The sequence below is a fragment of the Bacillus sp. FSL R9-9492 genome (assembly GCF_038007365.1).
Taxonomy (GTDB): Bacteria; Bacillota; Bacilli; order Bacillales; family Bacillaceae_G; genus Bacillus_A; species Bacillus_A mycoides.
This window is the reverse complement of record NZ_JBBOXC010000001.1, coordinates 928,649-951,984: the sequence shown is the minus strand read 5'-3', so window position 1 is coordinate 951,984 and position 23,336 is coordinate 928,649. Positions and strand designations below refer to the sequence as shown.

Annotated in this window: 22 protein-coding genes and 1 pseudogene; 7 read left to right on the top strand and 16 right to left on the bottom strand. The window is 34.8% G+C overall.

Features of this window, described 5'->3' with window-relative positions:
- Positions 1-37: 37 nt before the first annotated feature.
- From glaH to MKY70_RS04735, 3 genes are all read right to left on the bottom strand, one after another.
- On the bottom strand, positions 38-976 hold the full coding sequence (gene glaH / locus MKY70_RS04745) for a glutarate dioxygenase GlaH (RefSeq protein ID WP_341023461.1): 939 nt from the start codon (positions 974-976) through the stop codon (positions 38-40).
- Positions 977-1,286: 310 nt separating this feature from the next.
- Positions 1,287-1,415, bottom strand: a complete 129-nt coding sequence (locus tag MKY70_RS04740) for a hypothetical protein (protein ID WP_273539319.1) — start codon at positions 1,413-1,415, stop codon at positions 1,287-1,289.
- 90 nt (positions 1,416-1,505) lie between these two features.
- Positions 1,506-1,859, bottom strand: a complete 354-nt coding sequence (locus MKY70_RS04735; RefSeq protein WP_001225455.1) for a DUF3870 domain-containing protein — start codon at positions 1,857-1,859, stop codon at positions 1,506-1,508.
- A 240-nt stretch (positions 1,860-2,099) separates the two neighbouring features.
- Here MKY70_RS04735 and MKY70_RS04730 point away from each other — a divergent pair, with 240 nt between their 5' ends.
- Complete coding sequence (locus MKY70_RS04730; protein ID WP_002030060.1) at positions 2,100-2,315, top strand: YflJ family protein; 216 nt, start codon at positions 2,100-2,102, stop codon at positions 2,313-2,315.
- Positions 2,316-2,777: 462 nt separating this feature from the next.
- Positions 2,778-3,278 carry a DinB family protein gene (locus MKY70_RS04725; protein ID WP_001273686.1) on the top strand — a complete coding sequence of 167 codons (501 nt, stop codon included), beginning with the start codon at positions 2,778-2,780 and terminating at the stop codon, positions 3,276-3,278.
- 201 nt (positions 3,279-3,479) lie between these two features.
- Here MKY70_RS04725 and MKY70_RS04720 read toward each other — a convergent pair whose 3' ends face one another.
- From MKY70_RS04720 to MKY70_RS04705, 4 genes and pseudogenes are all read right to left on the bottom strand, one after another.
- A complete protein-coding gene (locus MKY70_RS04720; protein WP_012260407.1) occupies positions 3,480-4,433 on the bottom strand; it encodes a TRM11 family SAM-dependent methyltransferase in 954 nt (317 codons plus the stop codon).
- 173 nt (positions 4,434-4,606) lie between these two features.
- Positions 4,607-6,199, bottom strand: coding sequence for an N-acetylmuramoyl-L-alanine amidase (locus MKY70_RS04715; RefSeq protein ID WP_113769002.1), 1,593 nt, complete (start codon positions 6,197-6,199; stop codon positions 4,607-4,609).
- Positions 6,200-6,423: 224 nt separating this feature from the next.
- Positions 6,424-6,676, bottom strand: a pseudogene (locus tag MKY70_RS04710) (hypothetical protein); the annotation flags it as partial.
- Positions 6,677-6,734: 58 nt separating this feature from the next.
- Positions 6,735-7,784: a M42 family metallopeptidase gene (locus MKY70_RS04705; protein WP_012260404.1), complete on the bottom strand. Its 1,050-nt coding sequence runs from the start codon at positions 7,782-7,784 to the stop codon at positions 6,735-6,737.
- A gap of 127 nt (positions 7,785-7,911) precedes the next feature.
- Here MKY70_RS04705 and MKY70_RS04700 point away from each other — a divergent pair, with 127 nt between their 5' ends.
- The gene (locus tag MKY70_RS04700; protein WP_341023452.1) at positions 7,912-8,091 is read left to right on the top strand and encodes a hypothetical protein; all 180 of its coding nucleotides are present in this window, start codon (positions 7,912-7,914) and stop codon (positions 8,089-8,091) included.
- 20 nt (positions 8,092-8,111) lie between these two features.
- Here the strand turns inward: MKY70_RS04700 and MKY70_RS04695 are convergent, their stop codons facing one another.
- From MKY70_RS04695 to MKY70_RS04685, 3 genes are all read right to left on the bottom strand, one after another.
- Positions 8,112-8,438, bottom strand: coding sequence for a nucleoside triphosphate pyrophosphohydrolase (locus MKY70_RS04695; RefSeq protein WP_002125566.1), 327 nt, complete (start codon positions 8,436-8,438; stop codon positions 8,112-8,114).
- A gap of 17 nt (positions 8,439-8,455) precedes the next feature.
- On the bottom strand, positions 8,456-8,776 hold the full coding sequence (locus MKY70_RS04690) for a hypothetical protein (RefSeq protein WP_098636385.1): 321 nt from the start codon (positions 8,774-8,776) through the stop codon (positions 8,456-8,458).
- 137 nt (positions 8,777-8,913) lie between these two features.
- On the bottom strand, positions 8,914-9,702 hold the full coding sequence (locus MKY70_RS04685; RefSeq protein WP_002010905.1) for an enoyl-CoA hydratase: 789 nt from the start codon (positions 9,700-9,702) through the stop codon (positions 8,914-8,916).
- Positions 9,703-10,031: 329 nt separating this feature from the next.
- On the opposite strand from MKY70_RS04685, the gene MKY70_RS04680 reads away from it, so the two are divergent.
- On the top strand, positions 10,032-11,411 hold the full coding sequence (locus tag MKY70_RS04680; RefSeq protein ID WP_063217453.1) for an O-antigen ligase family protein: 1,380 nt from the start codon (positions 10,032-10,034) through the stop codon (positions 11,409-11,411).
- A gap of 94 nt (positions 11,412-11,505) precedes the next feature.
- Here MKY70_RS04680 and MKY70_RS04675 read toward each other — a convergent pair whose 3' ends face one another.
- The 4 genes from MKY70_RS04675 to MKY70_RS04660 all read right to left on the bottom strand — a co-directional run bounded on the left by MKY70_RS04675 (position 11,506) and on the right by MKY70_RS04660 (position 18,073).
- On the bottom strand, positions 11,506-13,368 hold the full coding sequence (locus MKY70_RS04675; protein WP_078184540.1) for an S-layer homology domain-containing protein: 1,863 nt from the start codon (positions 13,366-13,368) through the stop codon (positions 11,506-11,508).
- A gap of 148 nt (positions 13,369-13,516) precedes the next feature.
- A complete protein-coding gene (gene csaB / locus MKY70_RS04670) occupies positions 13,517-14,605 on the bottom strand; it encodes a polysaccharide pyruvyl transferase CsaB (protein ID WP_002087333.1) in 1,089 nt (362 codons plus the stop codon).
- A gap of 143 nt (positions 14,606-14,748) precedes the next feature.
- On the bottom strand, positions 14,749-16,269 hold the full coding sequence (locus tag MKY70_RS04665; RefSeq protein WP_341023445.1) for a putative polysaccharide biosynthesis protein: 1,521 nt from the start codon (positions 16,267-16,269) through the stop codon (positions 14,749-14,751).
- 334 nt (positions 16,270-16,603) lie between these two features.
- Positions 16,604-18,073, bottom strand: coding sequence for a SulP family inorganic anion transporter (locus MKY70_RS04660; protein ID WP_012260397.1), 1,470 nt, complete (start codon positions 18,071-18,073; stop codon positions 16,604-16,606).
- A gap of 233 nt (positions 18,074-18,306) precedes the next feature.
- Between MKY70_RS04660 and MKY70_RS04655 the strand changes: the two genes are divergently transcribed.
- A complete protein-coding gene (locus MKY70_RS04655) occupies positions 18,307-18,777 on the top strand; it encodes a hypothetical protein (RefSeq protein ID WP_002030036.1) in 471 nt (156 codons plus the stop codon).
- Between the two features lie 240 nt (positions 18,778-19,017).
- Here the strand turns inward: MKY70_RS04655 and MKY70_RS04650 are convergent, their stop codons facing one another.
- Positions 19,018-19,836, bottom strand: coding sequence for a MerR family transcriptional regulator (locus MKY70_RS04650; protein WP_341023441.1), 819 nt, complete (start codon positions 19,834-19,836; stop codon positions 19,018-19,020).
- A 110-nt stretch (positions 19,837-19,946) separates the two neighbouring features.
- Here MKY70_RS04650 and MKY70_RS04645 point away from each other — a divergent pair, with 110 nt between their 5' ends.
- Entirely contained in the window at positions 19,947-20,585 is a 639-nt protein-coding gene (locus tag MKY70_RS04645; RefSeq protein WP_215576791.1) for a GNAT family N-acetyltransferase, read from the top strand.
- A gap of 193 nt (positions 20,586-20,778) precedes the next feature.
- Positions 20,779-21,384, top strand: coding sequence for a DedA family protein (locus MKY70_RS04640; protein ID WP_341023437.1), 606 nt, complete (start codon positions 20,779-20,781; stop codon positions 21,382-21,384).
- A 157-nt stretch (positions 21,385-21,541) separates the two neighbouring features.
- Here the strand turns inward: MKY70_RS04640 and MKY70_RS04635 are convergent, their stop codons facing one another.
- The gene (locus tag MKY70_RS04635) at positions 21,542-23,098 is read right to left on the bottom strand and encodes a fatty acid--CoA ligase (RefSeq protein WP_088035269.1); all 1,557 of its coding nucleotides are present in this window, start codon (positions 23,096-23,098) and stop codon (positions 21,542-21,544) included.
- Between the last annotated feature and the right edge of the window lie 238 nt (positions 23,099-23,336).

Sequence of the window (23,336 nt, the reverse complement as noted above, 5' to 3'; positions counted from 1 at the left end):
TGAAAGGCAGGTCTTTTTTAAGACCCGCCGTACAAACTTATTTAGAAAAACAACCACGTTGACGCATTAGTTCTCTATATAAATCTTTATTTTTCTCAAATGCAGCTCTTCCGTGCATCCAAAATAAGTTGTTTAAAAGAACTAAGTCACCAATTGGTAATTTCAATGCATGCGTTGCTGGTGAGTTTTCAACAGAATATGATAAGTCTTTCAAATAGTTTGCTTGTTCAATATTATCTGGATAGGCAAACTGATCAATAAAACAAATACATGGTGCGTTATTCACATCAAAAAATGTTTCACGATAGACGATTTCTTGCGCATTTTTACTTGGTGGTGCTTTATACGTAACCTTAACAGATGCGAGCGAATGATTTCTAAATTTCTGAAGATCTTCCCAATCGTCTAAATGTAGTAAACGGGATTCTCCTCCTACTGCATTTTGCTCTTCAATTTTCATCATAAGAAGCCAATCTGTCGGCTCATCAACGAATGTACCGTCTGTATGAAGTGTAAACAATCGGTACGCTTGACGAAGGTAAGAATCACTACTATCCGTATCTTTCACATTAAATCTAGCATAATACGTTCCTGTCATTGCATCAAAGTTTGGCTCCCCGATTAAATGTGTTAATGCTGTTGCAAATTTCACGTAGTCTGCTGGATCTGACGTTTCACCTTGTACCCCAATTGTAAATCCGCCCGTTTCACGGTCATGAACAATGCCGCGAATGTTATCCATAAATGATTGCCCAAAAATCTTTCTCATTCCATCCGCAAGATTAAACCGAGAATAAGGAATGTATTGTAATGACTGCTCTGAATGCTCTTTTACCTCTTCAAAAAACTGCTTAAGCAATTGCTGGTTTAGCGTAATATGATATAAACGTTTATGCTCTGGATGAGGAGCAATTTCATACCCCTCATATTTCTTTGCAAATTTCATCTTCGTACTTTGTTCTGTAATAATCGACATTTCAATTCCTCCCTAATTTAAATATGAAGAACTTATTGACGTTTTTTACAGACAGTTATCCTTATCTTCTTATGCTGAGATTCGGTCTTACTGTCCTAACAACGAAAAAGCCAGTTATACGCATACCACGACATAAAATCGTAGAAACGTACAACTGGCTCATAATTACGAGTGTTCTTTAATCTCTTAAAGTACAATAATAATAGACAGTTTGTATGAAAATATTTGTAAAACAGGAAAGCAAGATCGAATATAGAGAAGGCTAATTCCTCGTATGGATCTTATTAATTAAATAATAATTCAAAATATTCTAACTGTCAATTCGTTTTTTATTATTTTCTCTACATACTTTATACGTTTTAAAAATCCCCTTACTTTCTACGCACCCTCTTTTTTTCATCTCTTGTTTTACAACTTGAACTTCATTTAACTTTTTCATAGTTCTTGCCTCCTCAATAAAATAAGCCAGTCGTATCTCTTTAAAAGAAATACAACTGGCTCTCGTTTATGGTTGTAAACTAGATAGTTTTTATGGTGTTGTTTCCTCGTACTCTCCCCTGGGCTGTTCATCATTTAAATAACTTACATATTGGCGATGTAAATCTTTCACCGCACTGACGATAGCATTTTGCGCTTTTCCTTGATAATGGTCCGTAATATCTTGAACGATTTCCTCAATACCATCTTGCAAACTATGTCCTCTCAACATTTGAGCGACGAAGTCTCTACCATGCTCTGTCGCAAGCGTACATGACGCTTCAATAATGACATGATATTTATGATCTGCCTCAATTGTAATTGTTAATGTTTCATACATACTGCGAACAGCCATACCTTTCGGAAGTCTCGAATGTCCTGCCATAAAAAAAGTCCCTTTACGCATATTTCATCCTCCGTTACTATGTTAAGAGCCAGAAAAACAATGTACACATTTGCATTGAATTTTACTACCCTTATCCTTATAGCTCGTACTTCTGCTAAAGAAGCTCAAGTGGAAAGAAATTACTCTCTTCATTTTCAAACATAAATCTGGGCTTACAGCGAGGCTAATCACTGTCATCCGATAATAAGTTAATCATAATAAAAATAAACTGAATATTCAATATTAAACTCCGCGAATTTCATGAATAAAAAAAGAAAATTCTCTCACCCAGGCACATATACTGTTCAAAAGAAAAAAGGAAGTGGTCTCATGTATTACGGAACAAAAGGCTGGTACGTAGCTGAGCTAAAAAAATTAGGTGTTCGCTATCATGAAGGACGAAAACTAGAAAGTTACCGCGCACACGTATTACGCAATTTATTAATCGCACAACAAGAGACAACGAAAGAAGAGTAATTCACTAACAAAACAACTCTCGAGATATATCGTCTATTCAACAAATCCCGTCAAATCTCCCATCTAAACTACCAACTAATCACACATTGATACAAACCAAAAAAAGATCACCTACACAGGCATGCCCATCAACTTAAGAATTCAGAATCACCACAAAATGAAAAAATAAGCTTTTTTGTCACAAGTGTAGCTTTGTAAAAAAGATTGATTAAAAACATCAAACCTCTATAGATTTCTTAGAGGTTTGATGTTTTCTTGTTGGATATTTATGTTAATCTAACGATAAACATTGTGAAGAAATGTACTTCAACTAACGGGGCAGGTTAATTGAAGATTGCTTTGACCTTTGTTCAACAATTGGGCCATTTAGTTGAAGATCTCATCAAATAAGTAATGATATTTAAAGGAATAATTCATTCTGATAAAGAACATTAAAAAACGTGATGATAAGGAGGCGATTGTATGGCAAATCATGTAGAAAATCTATATAACTATCATGTATGGGCAAATCAACGGATTATTGATCATCTTAAGACACTTTCTCCTGAGAAATATCAAAAGGAAATGAAAAGTGTCTTTTCTTCTGTTTCAAAGGTTTTATCTCATCTCTATTTGGTGGAATATGGATGGCTTCATACCCTTGAGGGTCAGAGTATGAATGAAGCAATGCAATCTTCATTTCAAATTCAAGAAAAGATTGAGAAACTGCCCATTGAAGACTTAGAAACGGAATTTCACACTTTAACATCCCGGTTTAAAACCTTTTTGAACAGACAGGAAGATATGGAAAAGAGAATAATGTTGGATAATCCATGGGCAGGATTAAGAGAAACAAGTATATCTGAAATGGTCTTACACGTTGTGAATCATGGAACCTATCATAGAGGGAATATTTCAGCTATGTTACATCAGTTGGGTGATTCTTCAGTTATGACTGATTATGCTTTTTATTGGTATTCTTGAAATGTTATTCATTAAGGCTCAGTAAAATAATCAAACTTTTTTATAAAAATCTCATACTTAGCTAAAAAGGGTAACTCCATTTTGATCAATCTTTATTCAAAATGGAGTTTTTGTATTTGTTGTTAAATAAAAAAGGATAATCAGCCTCATAATGGACTAACTATCCTGTAATTTATTAATTTAATAAACGGGTGACCTTTCCTATTCACAAACAAGAATTTGTCTAGAAAATGATCCTTTTCTTGTGATACAGCGGTCTGTAATTTCAAATCCCGCTTCATGAATCATGTCGTCCATTGTTTCCATCGTGACAACGACTACTTTTTTTGCAATGCGGCGCGCACTTGAAAGAATTGAGAACTGGTCTTCTGGTGTTGCATGCGTAAATAAGTCGTACGGCATATCGATAATTGCAACGTCGTAGTTCTCAGTAATTTCCTCGATTGGACCTTTTGTTACTGTTCCTTCAAACCCAAAATGTGCGATGTTTTTCCTCGTTCCAAGAACCACAAGTGGATTTATATCTCTACCAACAATGTTAATTCCCATAGAAAGTGCTTCTACTACTACTGTTCCAATGCCGCAGCACGGATCAATAGCTCGTACTCCCTCTGGATTTGGTACAGCGATATTTGCAACTGATCTCGCAACACGTGTGCTAAGAGATGTCGAATAGCTATGCGGTTTTTTTATGTGATGATACCAAACTGGCTCACTTTCTACATAGTGTCCGAAGTACCAGCGTCCTCCAAGAGGAACAATACCAAATACACGCTCTGGATTACGAACATCCGCTTCTCCTTCAATATGCATACCGAGGTCGCGTTCAATGAGACGTCTTTCCCCATATTCAATTTTATTTTCTTTCCCAAGATCATTGATTTTAACGAAGATAACTTTAAATGACGCCCCCGCCAAATCAATTTGTTCTACTTGTTTTAAAATACTTTCTAAGTCGTCTCCTTCATACATAACCTCAACGCGCTCTTTCATAAACGCACTTCTACTCGGATCAATTTTGACATCACTTTTCAAAATATTAACGTGAGACTCCATTCCAAAGAACGAGCGCATTTCCAAGTAACATAAAGCACGCTCCTCTTCGCGAAATGCATACGTATATATACATGCAGGTGTTTTACTATGATTACTCAATCTATTATCATCCTTTATCGTTTAAAATTGTTATGATCAAAATTACTCAAATACTTTTTTCATATAAAATTAAATGATATCATATGCCCGAAATAAAGAGAAACCTTTATAATTTGTTTTATAAATAAAAAGAGACTGCCTCTCGGCAATCTCTTCCATAATTTTTTCTATTATTAACGATAAGAAGATACATCGTTACCTTGCCATTCATAGTAATCTAGAATACCAGAATAAATTGCTTCTGCTGCACGTTGTCTCCATTGTTCAGTAGCTAGTTTTTCACCTTCGCCTTTAGCATCGATGAAACCTAGTTCAGCTAAAATAGCAGGCATTGTATTGTATTTCACTACATAGAAGTCTTCTGTTTTTACACCTCTATCATTTGATTGAAGTGCTTGTACTAAACGTTTTTGTACTTTTTCTGCTAGTACACGGCTCTCTTCTGAATTTGGATTTGATGCTGATCTGTAGTAGAACGTTTCTGTTCCTTCTACTTGTTCATTAAACCCGTTTGCATGAACACTCACAAAAATATCACCTTTATTTTCTTGCGCAAATTCTATACGTTTTTTCAAAGATTCACCAGAGGTATTTCCTGGACGTGTATCATCATTACGTGTTAATAAAACAGTAAATGGTGTCTTTTGTTCAAATAGTTTTTGTACGCGTAAAGATGTATCTAATACGATAGCACTTTCATCCATTTTCACACCAGAATGCCCTGGATCAACCCCGCCATGCCCCGGATCAATAATAATCGCTTTTCCTTCTAAGAAGTTCCCTTGTTTCGCTGGGTTCAATTGGTTTTTATCAACCCATTGGAAACCACTAGTTGTACGGATGCGAATCCAGCTGCCGCTTTCTTCAATAACAGTTACTTGTTGTGCTCCATATGTACCTAGTACTTTAGAAGTATGGGTAGTCCCTGCATATGTAGTGAATCCTTCCTTAATAGCTTCTGTTTTCTCTACTAAAGGTGTCCATTTATCACCGTTACTTGTTGCAATTTTGATCCATCCATCTCGCTCTTCTTTTACTTCAACCATTTGTGGATCATGCTGATTTGCACTAATCCCAGATGTTAATGATGGTCCGTGATATGTAATGAATTTTCTATCCATATATATTTTCTTTGTTTCTACTGGACGATTACTATTCTTTCCAAATTTATCTGTTTGAGCAGTAAGCTGAGCTGCCTGTTCACGTGTAATAGAATTATCTGGTTTCCAGCCGTCACCTGTACCTAAAGAAAGTTTTAATTCTACTAAAATATTTACTTCTTCTTTACCCCAATGATTTTCTAAATCAGCAAATTTTGTAGGCGCTGTTCCGGTTACTTGGCTTTTCAATTCATATGCCCTTACAAGCATAGCCGCCATTTCAGCACGAGTTACTTGTCCTTCAGGATCAAATACTCCCGGTCCTCGTCCTTTAATAATATCCTTTTTTTCAATCGCTGCAATATATTGAGCTGCCCAATGATTTTTTGAATCATTAAAAGATGGCTTCGCGTTTGGATCCACTTTAACGCCAATTGCTGTTGCGATAATCTTTGCCGCCTGAGCACGTGTTAAATTTCCTTGTGGCATAAAGTTACCATCTGGCATACCATTAATTACATTTCTCTCTACTAAATAATAAATCGCGTCTTTCGACCACGCATCGTCTGAAACATCAGGAAATTTCTTCGTTTCTGCTAAACTACTAATTGGATGTGCTAGTAAATTTGCTGCTAATATACCTGCGGCTATTGCTTTGTACTTCATGAAAAATAAATCTCCTCTCGAAACTTCATATTTATACAATTTCTCCCATTAAACTAACTATAAAGTATTAACTAATAATTAATCCTTTCATAGTTTATAACATTATATATCTATAGTAAATACGTTTTCCCTTCACATAACAAAAATCGTATATATATAACTGATAATGAATGTATATAAAAAAGCGATTAGTACATAGTACTCTAATCGCTTTTCCTAATGTATTATTTAAAATTTTCTTTAATATATATTCCCTTCCTCCAAAGAAAGCTTTACCTGATCGATCCTTTCTGCTTTTCCCGTCTCAAGATTTGTTTGGAAAGTCGAGAAATACCATATTCCTTCTCCATTATCATAATTCCCTATAAGGAACTTCCCTTTATCTAAAGCTTTAAAACAAGTTCCTGCAATACCTAGGTCACCTTCGCCAATTTTCACTTCGAGTACTTTTCCTTTATGAATATAAAAAACTTGCGCTAATGAAAAGCTGATTAAAAATAATATTTTCAATCAGCCCTCTCTATTTGCTATGAAATTATTCTTCAATTAAATTAGACATTACATATGCATACACTAATGCTTCTGTATACATAATAGAACTCTCATGCGTTCGCTCAAATGCGTGAGAAGAATCAATACCAGCTCCAATTAACGCATGTTTCACATCAAATCCGGCGCGAATCGCAGCTGATGCGTCTGATCCGTAGTATGGATAAATATCCACTTTATATTCAATAGCATTCGCTTTCGCCAGTTCAACTAAATGTTTACGTAAAGCGTAATGGTATGGACCGCTAGAGTCTTTCGCACAAATGGATACTGTATATTCATCAGATGTTTGTCCATCACCTAACGCTCCCATATCAACTGCTAAATATTCTACCGTTTCCTCTGGAATATTCGAGTTTCCACCGTACCCAATTTCTTCATTATTAGAAATTAAGAAATGTGTTGTATATGGTAATGTTACCTTTTCATCTTGTAATCTTTTAATTAATTTCAATAGAATTGCTACACTTACTTTATCGTCTAAATGGCGTGATTTTATGTATCCACTCTTCGTAATTTGAACGCGTGGATCAAATGAAACGAAGTCTCCTACTTCAATTCCTAACTCACGTACTTCATCTGCTGAAAAGACACGCTCATCAATACGCACTTCAATATTTTTCTCATCGCGCTTCGCTTCCCCTGCATCTTTGTACACATGGACAGAAGTTTGATGCATTAAAATTGTACCTGTATACGTCTTACCGCTTGACGTTTCAATTTCGCAATATTCCCCTTCTACAGAGTTCCAGCGAAATCCACCAATCATAGATAGTCGAAGACGACCGTCTGGCTTAATTTCTTTCACCATTGCGCCTAACGTATCAACATGTGCAGTTAATAAACGGTGCTGCTCATCATTCTTCCCTTTAACCGTTAAAATAAGAGCGCCTTTATTATTACGCTTCGTCTCTACATTCCACTCACTTACATAGTTTTCAATAAAATTAATAATTTTCGCCGTGTTTCCAGATGGACTTGGAATAGAGACAAGCTCCTTGATTAATTCCATCGTTTCTTTCGCATGATGTGCCATTGTCGTTTCCCCCTCGTTTTTTCTACTATTTAGTATAGCGAAATTACAATAAAACCTCTACTCATATAGTCTAATTTTCTAAATTATAGTAAAATTTAGTTTAGTAAGTGAAAAGGAGATAACAAAAATGAATGTAACGAAAAAACATGTACATATTGCAATTATTTGGTTTTTATCATCATTACTATGTTTACAAGTCTCTTATGTCGTTCACACTACTACCTCAATTACAATTGGCTGGGCATTAACTATTATCTTCTTAATCATTAGCCTAATTGTAGGAAAAAAGCACAGCGCTACTGAGTAAGCTGTGCTTTTTCTATAAAACTACTCTTCCGAAACGTCCATCAAATAAATCCCTCTTGTAAATCCGCCGCGCTCTTCTTCTTTCTGCTTACGAATAAGCTCTACATCTTCCATTGTTGCACCTTCTGCACGCGCTAATGAAATAATAATTTCAAGTGCATCTGCAAGTGAATCTAGCGCATGTTCACGCTCTTTCATCGAAGCAAATTCACGAATTTCTTCTGTACCAATTTTCGCTAACGCTTGTATGTAAGCTTGCCCTGTTAATTTTTGTGCTGTATATGTTTTTCCAGACATCAAAATTTTCTCCGGGACACGATCTCTTACTAACCTGTTATAAGTTGACATCACTTTTCCTCCCACTTTTAATAACACCCAAGCTCTGCTTTATAGAAAAACCACTCTTTTTTCACACAAGCACTTAACATATCAATTCCTGATCCGTGCGCCTTTACTACCGGAAAGAAGTAATGCTCTGGTTCTTCTTTCTTATCGCCGTATAAGGTTTGGTACTCATCAGGAATCGCCTCTTTTTTCACATCCCGTTCTTTCTTCACTTCACCAGAGAAAGAAACAGTTGGATGTCCCTCAAAGAATAATGCAGTCCGTACCGCAAGAGATGGTGTACTATGCAAAGCATAATATGTAAGTAAAATAATAACGATAACACCGATAATTTTCTTCATTTATTACTCCTAAAAAAAGTGCTAACACAATTATACTAAAATGTGTTAGCACTTTCTTCCCTTTATCTCGAATTAACGGGCAGTAAGACTAATAATCCGCGGGTGATAAACAAATCCCCACGGATTAAAGTTTCACTTTATTCCCCTTTAAATGCTGGTAAACGTTTTTCTAGAAAAGCAGCAATACCTTCTTTATGGTCCGCTGTTTGTCTCATCGCATATTGACCACGCTTTTCGAGCTGAAGCGTTTGTTCTAAATTAGAACGATTTACTTCACATAAAATTTGTTTCGTTTGAATCATCGCCTTGATTGGTTTTTGTAACCATTCATTAATTTTTTGCTTCACAGCCGTTTGGAAATCCTCACCGATTACTTCATCAATTAAACCGATATCTAGCGCTTCTGTCGCTGATAATTTCTTCCCTTCCCAAATAATTTTCTTCGTCATATTTTCACCGACGCGCTTTTGAAGGAAGAAATGGCCACCACCATCTGGAATTAAAGCGATTCCAATAAAGTTCATCGCAATAACTGATGATATATCTGCCATAACATAATCAGCTGTTAATGCAATACTTAATCCAAGTCCAGCAGTCGGCCCATGAATTGCACTAATAACAAGCTTCGGCATCGTATATAACGTCACAACGATTTCAGAAATTGTATTCATGATGCCTTCAAACTTACTTTCATCATTACTTGAAAGCATTGATTTAATATCTCCACCCGCAGAAAAACCACGGCCACTTCCACACAACACAACAACGTGAACAGAACTTTCCGCCACTTCTTTCAACTTTTGTAATAACTCTTTTAACGTTGGTTCATCTAATGCATTTAAAACCTCTGGACGATTGACCATAACCGTTGCTACGCGCCCTTCATATTTCACAACAACAGATTCTGTTTTACTTGTTACTTCCATTATATATACCCCTCTTTTCAACATAAAGATTATACTTATATAATTATAGAAAGCATGTTAAAAATCCTTCTTTTTTCTTAATTTTCTGTCTAATTTTCTCGTAATTTGTATATATCTCCGTATAAAACATCCAATTTCGTTAAAAAATATAGAAATTAAAGTCGGTTTATCAATATTTTTCATCTATTTACCATTACAATGAAATGGTGTATTCTTAATTTTGATGCAAAAAAATAAATATTGAAATTCATTCGCCTTATTATGTAAACAAGGCTTTTATCCCCATCTCTTGGGTATTGAACTAAAGGAATGAAGAAATGGAGGAATATATGGTTAATAAGTTGAAACAAACGGATAACTACTTCCCGCATTTCCTATTGCTATTCATTGTGTTTCAACCAATTTTAGATTTATTAACGTCTTTTTCAATCTATGTATTACACATGAGCGCAACAGTTGGAATTGTAGTCCGTTTCGCCTTTATGCTTCTTGCATTAGGTTATCTACTTCTTCATAGAGAACAACCTGGAGCGAAAAAGTACATTCTCTATTTATGCCTACTCGGGATCGTACTAGCAATTGGTCTTGCAAATAATATGATGATTAAATCTCCAGTTTCATTTGGCGAAGAAGTAAAGTTTATTTTAAAGAGCATATATCCAATTGTGCTACTGTTTGGATATACCATCGTCTTTAAAGAGTTGAAAAATAAAGAATATACGTTGCATAAAATCATTACATATTTCTTATATGCAACTTTAATTTTAAGCATCACACTGATTGTTGCAATGCAAACTGGTACAGATTTCCCAAGCTACCCTCACTCAAAGATTGGCTCAAGAGGTTGGTTCTTTGCTGGAAATGATTTAAGTTCTATTTTTGCAATTATGTTCCCAATCGTAGTGCTCTATTCGATTCATAAAACAACTTCTTTCTCGAAAATCTATTACTGGATTCCAACAATGCTTGCGATGTATGCAAGTATTATGGTCGGAACGAAAGTAGGATATGGTGCAATTGTTCTAACGCTTGGCGTGGCACTTTTATTCTCATTCATTGAATATATGATTCATCGCAAAAAAGAAGGAACAGGATTCACATATCTCGTAAATACAGTTGTTGCCGCTATTGTACTAGGAGGTTTAATTGTACTTACACCACATACTCCTATCGCAAAAAATATGGGCATCCACATGCAAATATACGAATACAAAAAATCAGTACAAGAAGAAAAGGATAGAAAAGAAGGAAAAGTAATTAAAGAAGAAAAACATGAGCAGGGTGAACTAACAGACTCTGAAATGAAAAGTTTAATTTACAGTGATCGCGATAAATTTTTAAAAGTATACAAACAATACTATAAAGACGCACCACTATCACAAAAACTATTCGGAATGGGCTATGCTGGTAACTATACTGATAAAATTAAGTTAATCGAAATGGATTTCCACGACCTATTCTTTGCATTCGGAATCGTCGGTTTCCTTATTTACTTAATACCATTTCTATACTTCGGTATTAAATTATTCATTCGTATCATGACAAACTTCAAGAAAATATTAACTGTGAAATATATGCTACTGGCTAGCACGCTCGTCCTATCACTTGGAATCGGCTTTATGTCCGGGCACGTATTAACAGCGCCATCCGTTAGTATTTTCTTCGTTGTTATACTCGCTTATATGATTGTTGATTTTGAAATTGAATAAAAAAAAGGTGCTCCAACAAGTCAGTTATGCTGGCTTTTGGAGCACCTTTTTTATAAACGCATCTAGATAAACAGTTTTTCTCTTTTATATTTAATTAGTGTGTTACGTATTCTAAGTTTTCTTTTGCGATATATGCTTCATTTACAGCAGGATTATCAGAAATAATTTTAACCCACACTTGTCCATTTATCGTTTCTTCACCTGTAACTGTTACAACTTTATTTGTAGTTAAGCGATAAAGTCGTTCATTTGATCTATGCGGATCCTTTTTCACTTCCACATCATTCTTCACACGAGCAAGTTTATACTTGTTGTATTCTTTTTTACCTAAATAAGAATCAAAACGATTCATATGCCCCGCTACTTTTTTACCCCAATTCGCATCAGATGCATATTTCGCATTTAAACCAGCAGCTTTATCACCTGTATATGTTGCTGTATAACGCCAATGTCCTGGATTTAAATATCCTTCATTCATGTATACTTTTGCTGCATGTTCAATACAATCTTCTTTTGAATTAAATGCTTCCCCGTTACCATATGGACTATCGTCTGTTGCTTTTAAACCAAATAAATTATTTTTGTCTTTTGCAAGAGCGCTTGTTCCATAATAACTTTCATGAATTGCTAATGAATATAAGAATAATGCATTTACATTATACTTGCTTTCTACTTCTTTAAATTTCTTTCCTAAACCAATTAATGGAGAGTCTGGCTTAATCGATTTCACATAACTATCTAGTTGTTCAGCTGTATAACCTGTTTTCGAACGTAATGATAAATAATTGAAATATTGATAGAAAGTTTCGTCTCCAAATGTCTTTCCATCTACACTATACATTTGCTGTCCTTGCTTCATGAAAGAAGGTGCCACACCATATCTAAATTCTGTATATCCAGGTGAGCTTGTATTATATGTATAATATTTATGGTATAAATATCCATCTGATTTCACATAATAAGAAGACTGTTTCATTTCATTTGTAGGAATTAAAGTGATTTCATTCTTCTTCACATAACCTGTCAAACCAGAAACTTGAACTTTCACACGATCTTCGCCAATTTCTAACACTTTCAATTCTGTTCCATACTGAATATATGTATATACTGCTGACAATTTCTCGTCATAAATATTAATAATATTTTGCCCAGTTATTCTCTTCGCACTTGCAAAACCATCTTTAATCCATAAAAATTCGTTCTCGTATTTCACCGCATTCATACCTTTATTTTGAGCAGCCGTAACCGCTTCTTTATACGTATTATAGCGCTCTACTTCTTGCTCTGTTCCGTTTTCTCTTACATTTATCACGACATATTTCTTAGTTTCTACAGGATTGCTATTTCCGTTTTTTTCAATTGTCTGAAGCATGCGATCCAACATAGCTGAAGCCATACCTCTTGTAGCTGATAAATGTGGTCTAAATGTATTATCTTCTGGATACCCCTTAATAATTTGAGTAGCCACCATAACTTGTACATGCTCTTTATAGTTAATACTATCTTTATCAGTAAAGGTAAGCGGACTTACAGCTATTTTAATATTTTTATAGTCTAACGCTCGCTTTACCATTATCGACATTTCTTCACGTGTAATCACATCATTTGGTGAGAATGTCTCGTTAGTACGACCATTAATAATTTTCGCTCCATATGCTCTACTTACACCATCATATAAACCGTAAGTCTTCGGCACATCCTCGAAATTCGAATCAGCTTTCGGTAAATTTAAAGCCCTTGCTATGAATGTAGCAAACTCTGCTCTTGTTACTAATTTATCAGGCGCATATACATTCTCACCATACCCCATTAAAACTCCTTTAGTAATAAGTGAACGCATATGCGTCTCAAACATATGACCTGTAATATCATCATTTGCCGCATAACTTGAAATAGGAGTTAAAAGTAATGAACCCGTTAATGCCACTGCTGTTATACCTTTTGAAAAAGTCTTCACGGTTGTCCTCCTCGTAATCTACGAATTTATTATCACAAATTTGATTATATAATAATCGCAATCATTTTAGCATAATAAATAGAAATTAACATAAAACGTTTTTATAATTAGAATTTTCATTAAATTGAAAAACAAAATAAAAGACACTTTACTTTTTTAATAAAGTGTCTTTTTCCATATGATCAATGAGTTTCTTTGTTGCCTGTTTGCCTTGCAACCGAAGTTCATCTATTGTTAATTGTAACTCTTGCTGCACAGTTCCTTGTTGCATTAATTGCTTTTTCGCAAGTTCATATAAATACTCAGCACTCCATTCGCCATCCACACTTCCTATAACTGGCTGATTCACTTGACTTAAAAACGAATCAATTTTCGGATCGTACGAAATCCCGACCATTGGAGTTTTGGCTACTGCAGAAAAAACAAGTGCATGAAGACGCATACCAATTAGTAATGAACATTGTGATAAAATGAATATTTTCTCGTCGATATCCATTTTATATGGAAGCATATACGTCTCTTCTCCCATTAATTCTATTACTTCACGCGAAGCTTTTTGATCAAATGGCTCATGCATTGGAACAAATAAAATTTGGTATCCTTCTTGCTTTAATTTTTTTAATGCCATAGCTAATTTTTTTATATAATCTTCTTTTGCATGCCAATAACGTACACTAACCGCGATTACTTTTCCATGTATCGAATGCTTTTGCAACCAATCCGATTGTTTTGTTCGTTTCCATGTTAAAACAGGGTCTGGAACAATTTCAATATCGTTTTTTATACCAAGTCCTTTTAAATATAAAAACGAATCCTCATCTCGAACTGATACATAGGAAGCTTTTGACAAGTTCCATTTTACTAATAGACGATTATATCCTTTTGTAATTGGCCCTATTCCTTGTGAATAAATATAATACGGCTTTTTTAATAATCGAGCGAGTCCCATAATACCCGTATAATATAGAATACTCTTCGTACTTGTCTGATCTTGAAGAAGGCTCCCGCCACCGCTAATAACTCCATCACTGTTTTTTATCGCATGATAAACAGCTTTTATATTCCAGCGATCTACCGATTCTACACCATACATTTCCTTTGTATATTTAGAATCATTTGATAGTACTACTAGTTCTATATCCGGGTTCTCTTTACTTAACGATTCAATAATTGATTGTAGAATCGCCTCGTCTCCAACATTATAAAAACCATAATATCCTGATAAGACTAAACGCACCCTAAATCTCCTCCAAAACTAGGTAACCGTTTATTTCATTTAACATAAACTGGTACCCATTCCTTACCTAAACACTTGATACCCTACATAGTTTCCTCTTTATCAGTTCATATGAATTTTAATAAAAAATTAAATTTCTATATTTATCTTTTCAAAAATGGTATTTTTTTTATTGATATCCATTTTAATTTCAAAGCACATACACCATACAAAATGGTTGTAATACTTAATGCTATACCACTGAATAATAACGTCATAATTCTTGAAGATGTAACATCTATCACATTACATAGTTCATACAATCCTAGTCCCAAAATACATGCTATTCCTAGCACACCAAAAAAGCTTTTTAAATGAATAGAATAGGCAATATAGCTTCGAATATACAAATAATTTACAATACAAATCAATACGTAAGTAATTAATGTACTATACGCCGCTCCATCTATGCCAAACTCCTGCACTAACATCATGTTTAACACGACTTTCACACAACTCGCGCCAATAACAATCCATGCAGCTTGTGCAGAACGATTAATCCCCTGTAAAACACCTATTGATAATACCATAACCGCAGTAAAATACGAACTGCCAATCATAACTGTTAACATACTACTGCCTTTTACGTCTGTGAACAATCCGATATTTAACGGTACTGTTAATGCCATCAACCATATTGTTAACGGTGCTGTCAAAACATGCGCTAGTCGATTTGTATTTTGAATTGTTATTTTCGCCAAATTTATATCTCTTTTGGCCAATGCGGAAGTTAAGAGTGGTATTAACGGAAATACAATTGCACTTGCAAAAATAACAATTATTTGCGTGAATGCAAAACCGCGACTGTATATTCCAAATTGTTCTTGAATTTCTGTTGATGATCCTTGTAATACATGCGGTATTGTAAGCGAGTCTACTAAATTTAAAAGTGGCATTGATAAAGCTCCGATAGCGATTGGGATCGATACCCGCAATATCTTTTTGCCGTTTTCTCTTAAATCTCGGAGCGAATAGGAATTGCTTTTATTGTAGTATGGACTTCTATTATATTTTATACGCAAATATATAAGCGAACTAATGACTCCAAGAAAAGAGCCAACCATCGCACCACTAGTAATAACAGTATTACTCTTATCCCATGATACTAGTATGTAAGCAATTATTAGCATAAAAAACACACGTACAAATTGCTCAATGACTTGTGATACCCCTGTTGGTTTCATATCACCGAAACCTTGAAAATACCCTCTATAAACCGCCATGTATGGCGCAATGAGTAATGCTAATGAAGTAATAAGCAACGGCATTCTAGTTTCTTGTCCACCAAGCATATTTGCAATTTCAATAGAAAATAATACAATGACTAAACAGCCGAAAACGCCAAATGCTATCCCTATAATTGACGCTGATTTAAATAATTTCGCAATTTCCTTTTGCCTATTTTTTTCGTTCAACTCTGCAATTAATTTCGAAATTGCAAGTGGAACTCCGGCTACCGATAATGTAAGAGCAATCATATATACAGGAAAAACAAGGCGGAAAATACCGAGCACTTCATCTCCTGCAATATTTTGTAATGGAATTTGAAAAAAACTACCAAGCAATTTCGACAAAAAAGTTGTAATGGTTAAAATTGCTGCTCCTTTTACAAATGTTTTATTCATATTTTTTCTCTTTTCTTTTATACATATACTCTCAAGCATATTGTTTTAAACGATAGGGATTCACTTTATCCCATTGATTATCATAACAAATTTATTATAGGTTGAATACTTGGTTTTTTTTTCAAAATAGAAAAGAGAACCAGTTCACGCCTATTTCTTCACAATTAATTTTCCGATTCCTTCCATTATATATGTACATATTATCACTGTTTCTGTTACTCAAAAAAGCTCTTCTTCTCTATCACTGCGATACATATTACTAAAAACATTATAAGAATATCCCACAACTCTACATTATAATGTATGTAAGATTGTGAGATATTCTAATTACCATCTAAACACTTAAGATTTTCAATTGCTCTTTCTGTTCATCGTTCGCCATTACTACGATTGTTTTTTCAATACTCGGATGTACTTGCTCAAGCTTTACACTTGCTCCTACTTTATTTGATTGCTCAACAAAATTTAATAATGCCATAGCTCCTGATACATCCATATAACGCACATCTTTCATACGTAAAACAACCGGTGACTTCACATCTTGTAAAGTAGAGAAAATACGATCTACTGATAGGAAAGAGAGCGGCCCTTGAATCGTGTACGTTTCTTCTCTTTCTTTTACGATAGAAGTTTTACGTTCTTTACACTTCACCATATATATGATGAACGAAAGAATAATACCGAATGCAACAGCAATCATTAAATCGAACTTCACCGTTACAATCATCGTTACGAGCATAACAACGACATCACCTTTAGGAGCGACATGCATCTTTTTCATGCTTTCCCAATCGAACATTCCAATACCAGTTAAAATTAAAATACCTGATAATACAGCAAGCGGAATGTATTGTACGACCGAACCAAGACCCATAATAAAAATAAATAATATAACACTATGCATACATGCCGAAAGTGCTGTTTTACCACCACTTCTTATATTCACGATAGACCTTACAGTCGCACCTGCACCTGCTAATCCGCCAAACAATCCGCTCATCATATTACCGATACCTTGTCCAATGAGCTCTTTATTACTTTTATGACGTGTACCTGTCACATTATCCATTACGACCGATGTTAACAACGAGTCAATCGATCCTAATAAAGCAATACTAAGCGCTGGTAAAATAAGTGTTGCTATTCCTGTTCCACTTAAAGATGGAATATGAAGCGTAGGCATCGCTTCTGGAATGGTTCCAATCTTTTCAATTACTTTATTTAATGAAAGATTTCCGATAATCGGTAACTTTACTGTAAGTCCTTCGAGTAGAGAAGAAAATAAAGGAAGCAAAGCTGTCACACCGACTAGTGCTACTAAACTAGACGGAATCGCCTTAATCCATTTGCCAGAAACAATCATTACAATAATCGTTAACACAACAAGTAGAAAACTATTTTGTACGTGCTTTATTTCACCTAAAATAATGATTAATGCAATACCATTCATAAATCCTGAAACGACAGGATACGGAATATATCGAACGTAAGAACCGAGCTTACATACACCGAATAAAATTTGAAATAACCCTGCCATCATAAAGGCAATAAAACTTGCCTCTAAGCCGTGCGTCGCAATAACTCCTGTTGCGATAACAGTAATTGGTCCAGTTGGCCCCGTTACTTGCCCAGGTGTCCCGCCAAATAACGCTGCGAATAAACCTGCAAAAATCGCACCATACAATCCGACAAGTGCTCCCTCAGACGTTCCCGTTGCAGCAATACCAAATGCAATCGCTAGCGGCAAGGCAACAATCGCAACAGTAAACCCTGCTAAACATTCCTTTGCTATTTTTTGAAACATATAAATAACCACCTTCTTATAAAGTCCATGTTCCATTGTACATCTAAAACAAATCATTCGTTAGCGTATTTATAAAAAACTCTTTACAGTCTCGTGAAGTAAACGTCTACATTGATAAATAGCCTTCCCAAGTCAAACTAAAAAACAGCAATATGACGAATCTACCTTTGGAAACAAACTTGACTATGCTATAATGAACAAATTAAATCTTTTACTATATACTTGGAGGCACTATGCTAACTTTTGAAGAAAAATTATCAATTATTGAATCTTTCCCGGAATTAGAAAGAAAGAACGTATCATTAAAACGCGTAAACTTTCACTTTGAAGAAAGTCGTTTAGATAAAAAGAACGTTGTATATCATTTACACCCAAATGGAAACGGATTTGTATATGCAAACTTCATTAAAGGTTATAGAACAGATGATAAAGGTATGATTAACATCCGTGAGTTTTCAGAAGAAGAACTGCGTTCATTAATTGAAAAAGTAATTGAACGTCTATCACAGGAGCAAGAGGAAATTGTAGCACCAATAGAACCTGCTGCCGAAGAGGAATGGAAGAACGAAGACGGTCATATCCTAACTCTTATTCAAGAGGATGACATGTGGAACGTTTACGCTGGCGTAAACTTAGACGGTACATTCAACTCTTATCCAGAAGCTGCGGAATACCTTGATGAAGAAGGTTTCTCACGCAAATAATACGTTCCTTACTACTAAAGAGGGCCGTCCCAGTTTTTTTGGGGATGGCCCTCTTTTTATTAATAGGTAGGCTATCATTGTCTTATTTTGTAGTTAAGCCGATATCCTTTGTCGAAACGTCGATATATGTAGAGTTGCGTTCGATATAATTTCATGCACTGTTGCAAATTAACCCAATAAGAACATAAATCCATTTCGAAATTAGGCTTTTTGGGCAGTCCCATCCATAAAATTATGGAATCAAAACTTCTTATTTTCACTATCCCCTATAAAAATTTGAATTTGACAACTATACGTCTCCGTATTAAAAATATCACTAACTAACTCCACTTCAATAAAACTCTCCACTTCTATATTATTTTCTTTTATGTATTTAATTATGGCATTTCGACGTTCTTCCTCATTTTCTTTACTATACGCTAATGTTACATATTTCCCGCCCGGTAATACTTTTATATTTTGCATCTCTTCCATATGTACATGGTCTTCTACCTTATTAAACACATACTTCGGTTCTACATCCCACTTTTCATTGACATTGTAGAGAATCCCCATTTCCATTGCCATTTTCTCTTCATAATCTTGCACGATCTTCTCTAAATCGGAATAATACAGTAACTCCTGTAAACTCCCCACTTCTTTACAAGGTGCTACAATCACATTCCGCTGTTCAAAGAACTGAATACACACTTCATCACCTTTTAATATTTCCTGTGAACTCCCTACTTTCGCATTTAACCCATCAATCGTTTCAATTACCTCTTTCATTTTCTTTATATGCTCTTCCGCTTCCGCTCTCTTTAATTGCAAAAATTGCAGCAATTTATCCATATCACATTCCTTAAAAATCTCTTGAAGTTCTACTATACTGGTATTCAACTCTCTACAGCTTTTTATAATATCAATGTGAATGAATTGATCTATAGAATAATATCTATATCCTGTTGATTCATCAACATATGTTGGAATAAGAATCCCCATCTTATGATAGTACCTTAACGCTTTTATCGTAATATCCTTTATTTTTGCAACTTCTCCAATAGAAAATAATGTTTTCACCTGAATCTCTTCCTTTTTATTTTTTTCGCATGCAACTATTGACTCTCCCCTTAGAGGAGACCTTACTATTTATAATAAGTCATTTACATTAATAAAGGGAGTATACAATTATGAACACAGTAAAATATAGAAATCTTGTCAAAGAAGACTATGAGCCTATAAAACATTTAATTGGCGAGGCATTTGGATTTAATGAATTCATTACAGATAAAAAATTTTTAGATTCCGTATTAAACTTCTATCTACACAGTTGCATTTTAGGAAGTTCCTTTAGTAAGGTAGCCGAAAAAGATAATAAAGTTATCGGTGTTATTTTAGGCGATTCCAAAAAAGATAAAAACCGTTTAAAAAGATTCCATAATACTGTTAGCATTGCCTTTAATACGCTGAAACTATTCATGACGAATAAAGAGAATAGAGAATTTTTAAAAGCATTTATAAAAGTTAAAAAAACATATAAAGAACTCATTCAAGGAAAAGAAGAACATTTTCAAGGATGCATACAATTATTCATCGTATCCGAAGAATCTAGAGGTCTTGGAGTTGGGAAATCTTTAATGAATCACTTGTTCCAATATATGACAACCGAAGATGTAACATCTTTATATTTATATACAGACAATAACTGTAACTACGTATTTTATGACAAACAAAACTTCAAACGTATACAAGAAAAAGCAGTTAATTTTGGACCAAAAGAAGAAGATTTCAACATATTTTTATACCGCTATGACTTTAGCCAACGATAACATTTACACTTCAATGCTCTTTGCTAATTAGCAAAGAGCATTATTAAGTATGATATCACTCGCGAGTGGTTGTCAAAAAATCATACTAGCTTAAATACTCCAGCCAAACTCTTCTACTACTATTGTTTCAGTTCGATTAGTGCGAAAGAGAGGAAGATGTATAACAACTTCAATTTAAAAAGGAGCGCACAATATGGAATGGATTCACGAATTATTTCAGCAATATGGGTATTATGTCGTACTTGTCGGATTACTATTAGAATATATTGCTCTACCGTTTCCAGGAGAGCCAACATTAGCCTATGCAGGATTTTTATCACATCAAGGTGATTTAAGTTTACCAATTTTAATTATTTTATCCTTTATTGGGACAAGCGTAGGTATGACATTCCAATACTTTTTAGGAAATAAACTTGGTATGCCTTTCATTCAGAAATACGGAAAATATGTATTTTTAACCGAACGAAAAATTAATTTAACGAAAATGTGGTTTGATAAATACGGATATTTTCTAATCTTTATCGCCTTTTTCATTCCAGGCGTTCGCCACTTCACAGGATACTTTGCAGGAATTATCAACTTACCGTTTCGTCGCTTTGCGATGACAATTTATTCAGGCGCCCTATTTTGGGTATCCTTCTTCTTAATCGGTGGTTACTGGTTAGGGAAAAACTTAGAAGATATATTCCTAGTACTTGAACAACACATTTGGAAAATTATCTTCGGTATTATTATCATTACGCTAATCACCCGATTTCGCAAAAAAATAAAACATGTGATTTTAAAAGGTATAAATTAAATCTTTCATCAACAAACTTATATGCGTACAAGAATAATAAAAAGCGGGGACACATAGTCTCCACTTTTTATATACAGCCCGTTCTCAAACTAAAAACACAAGAGCTTGACACTATTTCCTTATTAAGAAAGATAATCTTATTTGTAAAGATAGCTCCCTATTTTTTCGCGCCTTTTAACGACTCTCTCAGGACAAATTTTTGTAATTTCCCGCTCGCATTACGAGGCAGTTCATCCACAAATAAATAGTGACGTGGACGTTTATAGTCTGCTAATTCATCACTTTCTTTACAATATATTTCCAAATCTTCTTCTGTAATCGCTTCATCTTTCTTTACAACAACAGCCACGACACGCTCTCCCCATAGTTCATCTGGCTCACCAAGTACTGCAACATCTAATACACCAGGGTGACTATGAAGAAAATCTTCAATTTCGCGAGGATAAATATTTACGCCACCGCTAATTACCATATCATCAACGCGGTCTGCAACGAATAAATAGCCGTCTTTATCGAAGTATCCTAAATCACCAGAATGATACCAGCCTTTATACATCGATTTTGCATTTGCTTCTTCTCGGTTATGATAACCAGCCATCATAGTTGGACCGCGCAAAATAATTTCCCCTACTTCATAAGGAGGCAACGTATCATCTGGCTCTGCTGGTCCATCTTCGTTCGGTTTTACAATGCGAATTTCATGACTAAAACATGGCGTGCCTGCTGAACCCGCCTTCGTAATTTGATCCTCTTCTACGAGAAACGCAACAACTGGTCCCATTTCTGTCATTCCGTAAATTTGAACAAGATCAATATAAAGACGCTCTTTACATTCCTTCACTAGCGCCGGTGCCATTGCAGCTCCGCCGTATACACCGATTTTCATTGAAGTTAGATCATACTTAGTTAGATCTTTTTGCAGTAACATATTCCACATCGTCGGTGCTGCAAAAAACGTCGTAATCTTCTCTTCTTGAATGGTATGTAATACTCTATCCGTATCAAAATGATGTAAAATAACATTCTTTCCGCCAACTTGAATGCGCGGTATGATTCCAGCATTTAACTCGCCGCAATGATATAAAGGTGCTACCACAAGCCCGGCGCTATCCCTGTTATATTTTATGAAATACGTACAAATCATACTATGCTCAGCCATATCACGATGGCGATGTAGTACACCTTTTGGATGACCAGTCGTACCGCTCGTATAAAGCATAGAACAATAATCCATTTCATCTACTACAATATCTACTTTTTCAGCTGATGCTTCATTTACTTTTTCATGGTAAGAACTCGCATAGGAAGGTGTATCGTCTTCCACGTACCAAAAAGACGAATTTGGAAAATCTCGTTCAATCATAGCAACAGTTGATTCGACTGCTTTTTCAAAGACAACTACTTTCGAGGCTGCATCTTGGAGGATATACGATAATTCTTTTGCTTTTAAGCGGAAATTAATTGGATTGAAGATCGCGCCAATTTTCGCACAGGCTAAGTAAACGTTTACAAATTCACGACAGTTATATAGGTAAACAGATACACAATCTCCCTTTCTTACTCCTTCTTTCAATAGAGCTTGCGCCGTTTTATTTATTTGCTCATCCCACTGTTTATATGTCCAACGAATATTTTTTTCTGGTTCTACTAACGCCTCTTTATTCGGATACTTGCCAACTGTCAAATCAAAAATTCTCCCTATCGTCATGTACATGCCAACAATTTCCCCCTTTTCTCTTTCATAAATCTATCATTTCGTCTATAAGTAGACATTGTCCTCTAATAATATGACTAATTTTTCTGATTATTATCGACATAGTTTTACAAATGGACCGTTTGATGGTAAATGAAATTATATCGGCGATTTTTTGAATATATCGAACGCAACTCAATTTATATCAGCTATTTTTCGAATATATCGACTTACCGACAAAAACTGACAATATAAAAAG